A 12,391-nucleotide genomic window follows, 5' to 3' on the forward strand; every position below is an offset into this window, starting at 1 on the left:
GCCTCCCGGCTTCGAACAACCATCGAACCAGGAGGTCGTTATCATGGTCACTATCTTCGAATTGGCTGCGATGAACGACGCGCCGCGCGCCGTAACGCGGTTATCTCGCTGTCACAATTGGCATGATACTTTTGCGTGTGGTCGATTGCCAACTGCGTGGGCGGAGCCCGGCCATAATGGAAATGGCTCGCGTCGAAAATGACGATCCCCGGCGGCATGAGCCGTCTGCATTCAATCAGCATTGCTTTCATTTTCAACCGGATAATGTGTCATGACCGGTAGTCTCGTCATCCTGGAACTTATGGGGCATGTCGCACTTTTCCTCTGGGGAATGCGCATGGTGCAAGGCGGCATTGAAAAGGCCTTTGGCTCCGACCTGAGACGCGTTCTTGGCCGTGCGCTGCGCAATCGCCTGGTGGCCGTTGCCGCTGGCGCCGGCGTGACGATGCTGCTCCAGAGCAGCACCGCAACCGTCATGATGGTCACCTCGTTTGCCGCCCGTGGCGCGGTCGCGCTCGTGCCGGCTCTCGCGGTCATGCTGGGCGCCAATGTTGGTACCGCACTGATCGTCAAGGCGCTCTCCTTCGACGTCTCCTTCATCTCTCCTCTGCTGCTGCTGATTGGCTATGTCGCGTTCAAGCGAGGGCCGAAGGGGCGCGTGCGCCACCTAGGGCGCGTCGGCATTGGGCTTGGCTTGATGCTGCTCGCCCTGCATGAACTCGTGCAGACGATCCAGCCGGTCAGCACCGCTCCTGCGCTGCGGAGCATCCTTGACGCGATAACCGGCGATCCCGTGCTCGACATATTGCTGGCTGCGGCGCTCACCTTTGCGGCGCATTCCAGCGTCGCCGTGATGCTGTTGCTGGTGGGGCTTGCCGCCGGCAATGTCGTGACGCCGACCGCCGGCCTCGCATTGGTTCTCGGCGCCAATCTAGGTGGAGCACTCCCGCCGGTTTTCGAAACGAACGCGGCCAATCCCGCCAACCGTCGCGTGCCGATGGGTAATCTCGTGTTCCGCGCGATCGGCTGCATCGTCGTGCTCCCCTTTCTGCAGCCGCTCGCGGATATCCTGCAGAAGCATATGGCCGACCCCGCATCCATGCTGACCAATTTCCATCTGGTCTTCAATGTCATGCTTGCAGTCGCTGGTGTTGGACTGCTCGGCCCGACGCAGGCGCTGTTGGTCAAGCTGTTTCCTGAAAAGATCAAACCGGTGGGGGATGCGGCACGCCCACTCTTTCTCGACAAGTCGGTACTGGAAACGCCCTATCTCGCCCTTGCCAGCGCCGCGCGCGAGATCCTGCGCATGGGCGATCTAGTGGAGGCGCTTCTCCGTCTGGTTCCGGCCGATCTCGCTCGTCCCGACAAGCAGGCGACGTCGCAGGCCATGCGGCTGGGCAGGGAACTCGATGTGCTGCATGAGGCGGTCAAGGCCTATCTTGCCCGGCTGGAGCCGTCGGAATTGACGGATCGCGACGCCAGCCGCCTGTCCGACGTCATCGAATTCGCCGTCAATCTCGGGCACTCCGGTGATATTCTCGAGCGCTGCCTAGAGCAGATCACGCGGCGCGCCGAAGGGACGATCAATGCGGCCGACCATGCAGCCCTGCAGACGATCCAGGCCGAGGTCGCCGCGGACCTGCGGCTGGCGCTATCGACATTGACGACGGAAGATCCTCGTTCGGCCCAGGAACTGGTGGATGCCAAGCGGCATCTCAACGAAGCCGAGCGGGGTGCGGCAAGAGACCATCTCGCCCGTCTGGGTGGTGCCAATCCGGCGCTGCTCGGTTCAAGCAGCCTGTTTCTGGCGACGTTACGCGATCTCAAGCTCGTCAACTCCCATTTTGCCAGTATCGGCTATGCTGTGCTGGGCGCGGAAGATACGGGTGCCAGCCGCGCCTTGCGGGAGGATGCCGACAAGGCCAGTCTGGTCTGATCCAGCAGTTGCTGCGATCACAGCCAGCCGAGCGCAGTTGCTGCCCGGATCGCTTCGGCGCGGCGATGACAGCCCAGCTTGCGAAACAGATTTCCGAGGTGAAATTTCACCGTCACCTCGGAAACATTGAGAGTATGGGCAATGCGCTTGTTCGACATGCCGCTTGCGATCAGCTGGATCATCTGCACCTCGCGCTGCGAGAGACCGCCTTGCAGGGCTTTCGCCTGCGGCGAATTCATCGAAGCGGTAAAAAGCGAAAGCGCGGTGCGGACATCGGACGAGGTCTCTATGAAGCTGCGGATACGCTGGTTCTTGAGCAACGGCGAAAGGAAGATCCGCTCCTCGGAGAGGACGCCGTTGCAGCCGAGGCGTGTCGCGCTTTCAAGCGCAGACAGCAGATGCGCGCGCGTCGCGGCATTGTCACGGCGTTGATAGGCGGCATAGCTTTGCCAGAGCTGCAGGGCAACTTTCTCTCGGTTGGTGACTTTCGGGTTGGCGATCAGCGCATCGATCTGGCGCGAGAGATAGGGGCGCGGCGTCGACAGACGCACGCTGTCGCGCAGCCATGCCATAGCGTAGGAAATCTCGTCCCGTCTCGTCAGGCGGGTCAGTTCTTCGTTGGCGCTTTCGACCCAGTTGCGGCCGATGCGCATGCGGACGGCGGAAAGCGTTAGTGCTGCATCGCTCCAGCGATTGGCATTCTGATACGCAATCGCGGTGCGGATCTCCATCATCGCGTGGAATTGCAGGCCCTCTGACAGATGGATCCAGAGCCCGTCGAGAAAACCGGGCCGGATCACCATCGGAAAATGATCGGCCAGGACCTGTGACGCATAGTGAAGCGCGAACTGCATCAAGCTGGGCCAGATTTCCGCGGCGGCGAAACTATCGAACTCATTCTGAACGAACTGCAGGAGATCGCGAGGGTGACCTGCCTCATAGGCGATGGAGGCTTCGGCGAGCCGCAGCATCCGGAATTCCGCCTCTGCCGCGTGCGGCACCTGTTCGAGTTTCTGCCGTGCCTCCTGGGCAGCCCGACGTGCAAAAAGGGCATCGCCGCTCATAAGGCGCAACACCGTCTGATGCAGATGGATGAAGAATTCCAGCAGCGGCTGGCCGCCCATATGGCCGAGGTAGATCAAGGCGCGGGCGGCAGCCGCCTCCGCCTCGCGAAAATTCCGGCGGCGAATTTCGAATTCCAGCAGCGCGTTGTAATAGGCAGCCCATTTGCCGTAATCCCCCATCGGATAATCCGCCATGAACTCGCCGAGCCGGGTGATCATGGCGTCGGTCGGCATCAGGTCTTCGGAGATCATGAGATTGAGCCGGAAGGTTCGTGCCGCAAAGGAAAAGCGCGACCCGCGCAGCAAGACCTTGAGCGGATCGAGATAGTCCGAACCCAGATGCTTGCCGACCAGATGGCGCACGCGCTGCAGTTCTCCGAGCTTCAGGAGCGTGCGGGCCATGGCAAAGAGCACGACCTCGTTGGTTGCGATCATCTCGTGGGAAAACCGCATGATGATGTCGCGAAAGGTCTGGAGGCTGTTGCGGTAGATCAGTTCCAGGCCGCGGGCACGCTCCAGAATTTGTGCTGCGTGGGCCTCATGTCCATGCTCCAGGAGCAGGGCCATGGCAGCAAGCGCTCGTCCCGCCCGTTCGAGGGCGGAAGCGACCTCAATCACCGCGACTGCTGTCTCGAAGGTCGCCAGCCGTTCGCCGACGGCGATGGTCAGAAGTTTCAACAGCTCTGGGTGTTCATCTGGAGCCTCGACAAGCAGAGGCGGCAATAGGCCAGCCCATTCATCGGACGGGAGCGAGGCGGGCGCTTCGAGCCAGATCGATAGCGAAGCCGTCTGTCCCGGTGAAAGGTGAGCGAGGAAATTTTCGCGCAGGTAGTCGATGCTCAGGCGTGTGTCCTGCAGGTGCGTCAGCGGCAGAAATGCCGGCCAACCGGCGTAATCCCTGAGGAGCCGCTCGGCTTCTTCGGTATGAAGATCACGCAATTCCTCTTTCGAAAATGTGAGATCCCCACCGTCGAGCGTGACTGCACCGCGATGCAGGATAAGCCGCGCCAGTCCGCTGATGCGCTGATCGGGGCGGCAGGCGACCACCAGCACGCCGATGGTCTCGACGAGTTGGGCAGAAACGCGAGCCGACCGCACTGACACTGGCACGTCCCAGAAGAGCCAACCATCCTCAACATCGCTCATTCGCGGCTGCTGCAGGCTGCAGACCTTCCGGCCCATCGCCTTTGCTACCATGGACAGAACAGTGGTCTTTCCGGCGCCCGTAGGGGCGCGCAGGAAGATCACGCCCGCTCGCTCTGCGGCGATGCGGCGGCAAAGATTGGGCCGGGGGATCAATCTGTTCATGCAGGGTTTGTAAGCATATAGCGAAAAATAACCTATACCATAAAGCTAAAAAACTATACCTTTGTCCCGTTGTTCATCGCCGGAAGATGCGGATTGTTGTTGCCAGGTTAGCTGGCGAACAAGGAACCTCCCGTCGATGCAGCAACATCCGTTGGTCGCGATTCTGACGCGGCTCAGCACTTTCGTGCTGGTCATGATCGCGCTCTCCATCATGATTTTTGCGCTGGCGCGCGTTGTGCCCGGAGATCCCGCGCGCATGGCGCTCGGCCCTGCGGCAACGCAGGAACAGGTCGATGCGCTCCGTGTTCAGATGGGCCTGGATAAGCCGCTTCTGGTGCAATATGTCGACTATGTCGGCAAGGCGCTGCGGGGTGATCTCGGCATGTCGCTGGTCTCGCAGCGTCCGGTCACGACCGATTTGGAGCAGACGGTGCCGGCGACCGTCGAACTGGTGCTCGTCTCCGTCATCTTCATGTTCGTGGTGGCCATTCCGCTCGGGGTCATCACCGCGCATTTCCGCGATCGTGCGCTGGACCATATCGGCCGAATCCTGTCCTTGACCGGGGTGACCATTCCGAGCTTCCTGTTTGCGATCAGCCTGCAATTGCTGGCCGCGCGCTGTCTGCCGAACTGGCCGATCATCGGCCGTCTCGATCATTCCTTAAGTTTTCAGCCTGGGCCGACCGGATTCCTGTTGATCGATGGGCTGCTAGCGGGACGTCTGGATGTGTTTGTCGATGCGCTCCAGCATCTCGTGCTGCCTGCCTTTGCGCTTGCCATGGCCGGTATCGGCCAGATTACCCGCATCACCCGTTCCTCCATGCTGGAGAACCAGCGCAAGGACCATGTCTTGACCTTGCAGAGCTTCGGCGTACCGGAGCGGGTCATCATCTTCCGTTATCTCCTCAAGCTGTCTTCGATCGCGCCATTGACGATCATGGGCCTCGAATTTGCATCGCTGATCGGCAATGCCTTCGTCATCGAGATGGTGTTCGCTTGGGGCGGCTTTGCGTCCTACGGGCTCAACGCCATCTTGCAAAAGGATCTCAATGCCGTGACGGCCGTCGTGCTGGTCGCCGGCCTGTTTTTCATCGTTGCGAACCTGGTCGTTGACGTCCTGATCTCGATCATCGACCCGCGCCTGCGCCGCAAGGAGGCACGCTGATGGCCGATATGAAGATGCTTGATGCCTCCGACCGCGGACTGAGCACGGGTTACATGATGTGGTATCGCTTCAGCCGTAATCCGGCTGCGGTGATCGGTACGCTGATTCTGACATCGGTCGTCGTGCTTGCAGTCTTTGCACCCTGGCTCACGCCTTATCCGAAGCATGTCGGTGCCGTCGTCGATTTCCGCGCACGGCATGTAGCGCCCGATGTCACTCATTGGTTCGGCACGGACAAGGTCGGTCGCGATATTTTCTCCCGCACGGTCTTCGGTCTGCGTGTTTCACTGCTGCTGGTCATCGGCGTCCTCGGCATTTCCGTGCCGATCGGCACGGTGCTCGGCCTGGTCGCAGGTTATTTTGGCGGCTGGGTCGAGAAGCTCATCACGGGTCTGACGAATGTCATGCTGGCGATGCCGCCGCTCGTCATGGCGCTTGCAGTGTCGAACTTGCTCGAGCCGAACCTGATGAACGCGATGATCGCGATTACCTTGTTGTGGTGGACCTGGCATGCGCGGCTGATCTATTCCGTCTCGAAGTCGATTGCCTCCGAAGACTATATCGAGGCGGCGCGACTTGCCGGCGCCGGGCCGATGCACATCCTCTTTCGCGAAATCCTGCCGAATTGCGTGGCGGTCATCTCCGTCAAGACGACGCTGGATGCAGCCTTCGTCATCCTGTTCGGCGCCACTCTCAGCTTCCTCGGCTTCGGGGTGAAGCCGCCCATCCCTGACCTCGGCTCCATGGTTGCCGATGGCCGCCAGTTCATGCCCGGTTATTGGTGGGAAGTCGTTTGCCCCGGTGCTGCAGTCTTTTACGCAACGCTCGGCTTCAATCTCCTGGGCGATGGCTTGCGCGACATGTTCGATGTGGAGAGCTAAGCCATGACCGAGCCACTTCTCAAGATCGAGGCTTTGAATGTCTCCTTCACCACCTACGGCCGAACCCGGCAAGTGCTGCGTGATATCGCCTTCACCGTTGCCGCCGGTGAGCGCGTCGCGCTGATCGGGGAGACCGGATCGGGCAAATCCGTCACGGCGAAAGCGATCATCGGCACCCTGCCGAAGAATGCCTCCATCAGCTCAGGCACAATTTCGGTGTCGGGTCGCGATGTCCTGAAGATGCAGCGGAGGGAGCGCGAGGCGCTGAAAGGCACCGCTTTTTCGCTGATCATGCAGGACCCGCTTTCCTCCTTCAATCCGGTCTTCAAGATCGGCACACATCTCGACGACGTCATGCGTTTTGCCGACAAGCGTGATGGTGTCCGTTCGTCGAAGGCCGAGCGTCGGACGCGGATCGCCGCCGTCTTGCGCCGCGTGCAGCTTGCCGATGCCGAGCGGGTTATGAATGCCTATCCGTCCGAGCTTTCGGGCGGCATGCGCCAGCGCGTCCTGATCGGGCTTGCACTGCTGCACCAGCCGAAGCTCTTGATCGCGGACGAACCCGGTACCGCGCTCGACGTGACGACGCAGGACGAGATCCTGAACCTGATCAATCAGCTGGTGGTCGAGGAGAACATGGCTCTCCTGATGATCACCCACAATCTCGGCGTTGTACGCAAGGTCGCGGACCGGGTGGTGGTCATGCATCACGGCGATATCGTCGAGGCCGGCCCTTGCGGTGAGATTCTGACCAAGCCGCACCAGCCCTATACGAAGGCGCTCCTGGAGGCCGTGCCGCCGCTTTACGGCGAACGCGTCACCGACCTGCCGCAAAGCGAGCGCGCACCGATTGTGAAAGTCGAAGGGCTGAACAAGATTTATGGCAGGAAGCCGGGTTTCCATGCCGTTCGTGACGTGAACCTGACATTGCGCCAGGGCGAAATCTTCGGATTGGCCGGCGAATCCGGTTCCGGCAAGACCTCGGTCGCGCGCATCATCATGGATCTGTCGCGACCGACGTCCGGCAGCGTCACCATCGATGCGCGGGCACCGGGGCGCGGCAAGCGGCTGACGCAGATCGTCTATCAGAACCCCGGCACGTCGCTCAATCCGAAGCGCAACGTCCAGCAGACGCTGTCGCTGCCGCTGAAATCGATTGGCATGGATGGGCCGACCTGCGAGGCGCGGATGAAACAGCTCATGGAGCTCGTGCGCCTGCCGCAATCCTATTTGGCAAAGTACCCTCATGAGCTTTCCGGCGGCCAGAAGCAGCGCGTGGCGATCGCCCGCGCGCTGGCGGCTGAGCCGAAGATCCTGATCCTCGACGAGCCGACCGCAGCGCTTGATGTGTCCGTTCAGAAGACCGTCATCGAACTGCTTTTGCAGCTGCGCGAGGAGCTCGGCCTCACCTATCTGATGATCTCGCATGACCTGTCGCTGATGCGCAATTTCTGCTCGCGTATTGCCATCATGCTGCGCGGCGAGATCGTCGAGGAAGGGCCGACGCCAGAGGTCTTCGCCGCACCCAATCACCCCTATACACGTGCGCTGATCGCTGCGATCCCCGTCGTCACCGACGAGGAAGAGCGCCAGAAGCCCGCGGTAACCGAGGAAGAGCGCAAGCGCTTTCTCGTCAAAACCACAGACTGATCGAAGAGGAGCCTGACGTGTATCGCGTTGGAATTGACGTCGGCGGCACCAATACGGATGCTGTCGTCCTGGAGGAAAAGACCGTTCTGGCCGGGGTCAAGGCCTCGACCACCGAGGACGTGACTTCGGGCGTGATCGAGGCGCTGGAGAAGGTCATCGAGGCCTCCGGCATCGATCGTACCCGCATTGCTGCCGTCATGATCGGTACCACGCATTTTACCAATGCGGTGATCGAGCGCCGACACATGGACGAGGTTGCAGCCATCCGCCTGAGCCTGCCGTCCGGTGCCGGTCTGCCGCCCATGGTCGACTGGCCGGACGATCTGCGTGAGATCGTCGGCAATCACGGCTACCAGGTCAAGGGCGGCTACGAATTCGACGGGCGCGAGCTTTCGCCGCTCGATGAGGATGCCATCGTGCGCATCGCCGGCGAAATCCGCGCGAAAGGGCTGAAGGCTGCCGCCGTGACCTGCGTCTTCAGCGGCATCAACGATGCGATGGAAGTGCGGGCCAAGGAAATCCTGCAGCAGCATTGCCCCGGCCTGCCCGTCGTCATGTCGAAGGATATCGGCCGTCACGGTCTCCTGGCGCGCGAAAGTGCTGCGATCATGAATGCGAGCCTGCTGTCGCTTGCCGATCGTACGGTTGCGGCTTTCGGCAAGGCGCTTGCGGCCGCCGGCATCCCGTGCCCGTTCTACATCACGCAGAACGACGGAACGCTGATGGCGGCCGACGTCGTGCGTGCCTTTCCGGTGCTGACCTTTGCCTCCGGCCCGACCAATTCCATGCGCGGTGCCGCGTTCCTGACCGGTCTGAAGGACGCTGTCGTCGTCGATGTCGGCGGCACGACCTCGGATGTCGGCGCTCTCTCGCACGGCTTTCCGCGACAGGCCTCGACGACTGTCGATATCGGCGGGGTTCGCACGAATTTCCGGATGCCCGACGTCTTTTCGATCGGGCTCGGCGGCGGGTCGCTCGTTGTCAGGAATGAAGCGGGAATCATCGTCGGACCGAAGTCCGTCGGTTATCGCGTGCGCAAGGAAGCACTCTGCTTCGGCGGGTCGACGCTGACCGCCACCGACGTCGCTGTAGCCGCCGGTAAGGCTGAAGTTGGCGATGCCGCGTTGGTTGCCAATCTCGACAAGGGTCTGGTCGATGCGGCGGTTGCAAAAATCAACTCCATGTTGGAGGCCTGCGTCGAGCGCAGCCGCATTTCCTCGACGCCGGTGCCGGTCATCGCAGTCGGCGGCGGTTCGATCCTGATGCCCGATCGCATCGGCGATCTCGAGGTGATCTTGCCTGAGAATTTTGCCGTAGCCAATGCTGTCGGCGCTGCCATTGCCCAGATCAGCGGCGAGACGGATCGCGTCTTCTCGCTCGTCGACGGCCGCACGCGCGAGAGCGCGCTTGCCGAAGCCGAAGCCGAGGCGCGCGAAAAGGCAATCGCCGCCGGCGCGCTTGCAGAAACCCTTGAAGTTATCGAGCGCGAGGACACGCCGCTTGCCTATCTGCCCGGCAACGCCACGCGCATTCACGTCAAAGTCGTCGGTGAAATGGGAGGGCATCATGCCTGAGGCGCGCAAGCAGAAATACGATGATGCCGCTCTGCGCCGGCTGACGCCGGAGGATCTCGATGCCCTGGAAATCGGTGCGGGCATTCTTGGTACTGGCGGCGGTGGCAACCCCTACCAGGGCAAGCTTCTCGTTCTCGAAGCCATGAAGGCCGGCTACGAGATGAAGGTGCTCGCGACCGACGCCATCGAACCCGATGCACTTTGTATGTCGATCGGCGGCATCGGTGCGCCGGTTGTCGGCGTCGAACGCATCCGCGAGGGGCGCGAGGGCTTGCGCTGCCTGCGCGCCATGGAAGAGCTCATCCGCACGCCGATCGATGCCATTGTTTGCGAAGAGATCGGCGGCGCGAATGCGATGAACCCCCTCGTTACCGCCGCTCTCGGTGGCCTGCCTATCCTCGATTGCGACGGCATGGGCCGGGCCTTCCCCGAAATGCAGATGACGACCTTCTCGATCTATGGCCACAGCTCCACGCCCTCGGTCATGTGCGACCTGCATGGCAATGCCGTGATCTTCAGCCATGCCGTATCGGAAGTTTGGCACGAACGCATGGCGCGTGCCTGCGTGGTCGCTCAGGGCGGCGGGGCCATGCTGGCGACCGCGCCGATGCAGGCCCATTATGTCCATCAGTACGGCATCCCGAAGAGCTTCACCAAGGCGATCGCGCTTGGAGAAGCGGTGATCCGCGCGCGCAAGGCGCAGGAAGATCCGATCGCCGCCGTTTGTGCGCTGGAAGGCGGAAGGCGGGTGTTCAACGGCAAGATCACCGACCTGAAGCGCCATCTGCGCGGCGGCTTCGTCATCGGCGATATGGAACTTGCCGGCTTTGACGATTGCAACGGCCAGACGGCAAACGTGGCGATCCAGAACGAATTCCTGGTCTTCCGCCGCGATGGCGTGATCGAGGTCTGCGTGCCGGATCTGATCGTGCTGCTCGATGTCGATACCGGCTATCCGATCACCACCGAAATGCTGCGCTACGGCCAGCGCGTCGCCGTCGTCGCCATTCCCTGTCACGAGCTGCTGCGCAGCGCGCGTGCGCTCGACGTCGTCGGTCCGGCCGCCTTCGGCTATCCGGACATCATCTATTCGCCGCTGCCGGCCCCAGGCCGAAAGGCAGCCTAACCATAAGCGGGGCAGTTCCCGCATCAAAGAGGAGAACTAGAATGAAGATGGGTTTCAGAAATCTGCGTCTGACGGCGCTGCTGCTTGCCAGTGCCATGGCCTTGCCGCTGACCTCGGTCGCAGCGTCGGCGACCGACAAGGTGTCGATCGCCGTCAACACGATGCAGATCTTCAGCTCGCTCGATCCGGCCAAGGTCACCGACTACACGGGCTACATGGCCATCGTGAACATGTATGACGCGCTGACGACCGTCAGCCCTTCGGGCGAGATCGTGCCCCATCTGGCAAAATCCTGGGGCATTTCGCAGGACGGCCTGACCTATACGTTCCATCTTCGCGACGACGCCAAGTTCCAGGACGGCACGCCGGTCAAGGCATCCGACTTCGTCTGGTCGATCCGGCGCCTGATCGGCATCAACAAGGGTCCCTCGAACCTCGTCGTCGGCCTCGTGCAGCCCGACAACGTTACCGCGCCTGATGACAAGACCGTCGTCGTCAAGCTCGATCGCCAGTTCTCGCCGTTCATGGCTGTCACGCCGCTGATGATGGCGCTGAACGAGAAGCTGATCGAGGCCAACACCAAACCGGACGACAAATGGGGCGAAGCCTATGTTGGCGAGCACTCCGCCGGTTCCGGCCCCTATAAGCTCGTCAGCTACAATCGTTCCGCCGATATGGTGATCGCGCGCAATCCCGATTACTTCCTCGGCTGGACCAAGGGAACGCCGATCGATGAAGTGCGTTTCGTCCAGACAAGTGACGATGCTACCGTCAAGGCGCTTGCCGAAAAGGGCGAGCTCGGCCTTTCCTCGCATGGCCTCGGCAACGATACCTATGAAACGATCGGCAAGATGCCGGGCTACAAGCTGCTGCAGTCGACGACGGCCGGCGGTTTCGTCATCAAGCTGAACAGCAAGGTCTATCCGACCGACGACGTGCATGTCCGGCGCGCGATCGCCTATGCGACCGACTACAAGACCATCCAGGAAGCGATCTATCCGGGCTTCGACATGACCGGCCCGCTTTCGACCGTCTTCAAGGATGCTCACAACGACGATATCCAGCCCGGCGTCTTCGACCTCGAAAAGGCGAAGGAAGAGCTCGCCAAGTCGAAATATGCGGGCCAGAAAATCACGCTGGTCAACAGCTATGTCGCCTCGCTCGCCTTCGAATCCGAAGTTGCGCTGCTGATGCAGGCCAATCTCGAACAGATCGGTATCACGCTCGATATCAAGCCCGAGCCCTGGAACCGCATCGTCGAGCTTTCGTCGAAGCCGGAAACCACTCCCGCATCGACACAGGTCAATATCTCGCCCAACTATCCGTCGCCTGACGCGATCTTCTACAATCAGTATCACTCCAAGGCTTCCGGCACCTGGATGTCGATGGAATGGCTGCAGGATCCTGAGGTCGACGCGCTGATCGACAAGGTAAGGGCAACCACCGACATCAAGGAGCAGAATGCAACCTACAAGGAGCTGCAAACAAAGCTCGCCGAACTGCAGCCCGACGTATGGGCGGTGTCGCCGAACCGGCGCTATGCGGCGAACAAGTGCCTTCAAGGCTACGAGTTCATCCCGATGCAGAGCTGGGATCTGAACTTCTCGAACTTCCATTGGGACTGCAAGGCGAACTGATCTTCGCCTGCACAAGACGTAGACCCGGCCCCATTCGGGGTCGGGAGAGC

General features: G+C 61.3%; 8 protein-coding genes. 7 read left to right on the forward strand and 1 reads right to left on the reverse strand.

From position 1 onward, the window contains the following. Positions 1–271 precede the first annotated feature (271 nt). Positions 272–1,936, forward strand: coding sequence for a Na/Pi cotransporter family protein (locus tag AC13Q5_RS20505; protein ID WP_488502959.1), 1,665 nt, complete (start codon positions 272–274; stop codon positions 1,934–1,936). A 17-nt stretch (positions 1,937–1,953) separates the two neighbouring features. Here the strand turns inward: AC13Q5_RS20505 and AC13Q5_RS20510 are convergent, their stop codons facing one another. After that, complete coding sequence (locus tag AC13Q5_RS20510; RefSeq protein ID WP_488502960.1) at positions 1,954–4,308, reverse strand: helix-turn-helix transcriptional regulator; 2,355 nt, start codon at positions 4,306–4,308, stop codon at positions 1,954–1,956. A 136-nt stretch (positions 4,309–4,444) separates the two neighbouring features. Between AC13Q5_RS20510 and AC13Q5_RS20515 the strand changes: the two genes are divergently transcribed. The 6 genes from AC13Q5_RS20515 to AC13Q5_RS20540 are packed head-to-tail and all read left to right on the forward strand — an operon-like array spanning position 4,445 to position 12,341. Then, positions 4,445–5,473, forward strand: coding sequence for an ABC transporter permease (locus AC13Q5_RS20515; RefSeq protein WP_075853033.1), 1,029 nt, complete (start codon positions 4,445–4,447; stop codon positions 5,471–5,473). Then, the gene (locus AC13Q5_RS20520) at positions 5,473–6,354 is read left to right on the forward strand and encodes an ABC transporter permease (protein ID WP_488502961.1); all 882 of its coding nucleotides are present in this window, start codon (positions 5,473–5,475) and stop codon (positions 6,352–6,354) included. The genes AC13Q5_RS20515 and AC13Q5_RS20520 overlap by 1 nt, the downstream gene beginning before the upstream one ends. A gap of 3 nt (positions 6,355–6,357) precedes the next feature. Beyond that, complete coding sequence (locus tag AC13Q5_RS20525) at positions 6,358–8,004, forward strand: ATP-binding cassette domain-containing protein (RefSeq protein ID WP_488502962.1); 1,647 nt, start codon at positions 6,358–6,360, stop codon at positions 8,002–8,004. A gap of 17 nt (positions 8,005–8,021) precedes the next feature. Next, positions 8,022–9,578: a hydantoinase/oxoprolinase N-terminal domain-containing protein gene (locus AC13Q5_RS20530; RefSeq protein ID WP_488502963.1), complete on the forward strand. Its 1,557-nt coding sequence runs from the start codon at positions 8,022–8,024 to the stop codon at positions 9,576–9,578. Then, positions 9,571–10,704 carry an S-methyl thiohydantoin desulfurase family protein gene (locus AC13Q5_RS20535; RefSeq protein WP_075853037.1) on the forward strand — a complete coding sequence of 378 codons (1,134 nt, stop codon included), beginning with the start codon at positions 9,571–9,573 and terminating at the stop codon, positions 10,702–10,704. Before AC13Q5_RS20530 ends, AC13Q5_RS20535 begins: the two co-directional genes overlap by 8 nt. A gap of 41 nt (positions 10,705–10,745) precedes the next feature. Further along, on the forward strand, positions 10,746–12,341 hold the full coding sequence (locus AC13Q5_RS20540) for an ABC transporter substrate-binding protein (RefSeq protein ID WP_488502964.1): 1,596 nt from the start codon (positions 10,746–10,748) through the stop codon (positions 12,339–12,341). Positions 12,342–12,391: the final 50 nt, after the last annotated feature.

The sequence above is a fragment of the Martinezella sp. CNPSo 3964 genome (assembly GCF_057784375.1).

Bases quoted from the DNA above. Each gene is read 5' to 3' on its own strand.
- AC13Q5_RS20515 (WP_075853033.1), top strand. From the start codon at position 4,445: ATGCAGCAACATCCGTTGGTCGCGATTCTGACGCGGCTCAGCACTTTC.
- AC13Q5_RS20510 (WP_488502960.1), bottom strand. From the start codon at position 4,308: ATGAACAGATTGATCCCCCGGCCCAATCTTTGCCGCCGCATCGCCGCA.
- AC13Q5_RS20535 (WP_075853037.1), top strand. From the start codon at position 9,571: ATGCCTGAGGCGCGCAAGCAGAAATACGATGATGCCGCTCTGCGCCGG.
- AC13Q5_RS20505 (WP_488502959.1), top strand. From the start codon at position 272: ATGACCGGTAGTCTCGTCATCCTGGAACTTATGGGGCATGTCGCACTT.
- AC13Q5_RS20525 (WP_488502962.1), top strand. From the start codon at position 6,358: ATGACCGAGCCACTTCTCAAGATCGAGGCTTTGAATGTCTCCTTCACC.
- AC13Q5_RS20540 (WP_488502964.1), top strand. From the start codon at position 10,746: ATGAAGATGGGTTTCAGAAATCTGCGTCTGACGGCGCTGCTGCTTGCC.
- AC13Q5_RS20520 (WP_488502961.1), top strand. From the start codon at position 5,473: ATGGCCGATATGAAGATGCTTGATGCCTCCGACCGCGGACTGAGCACG.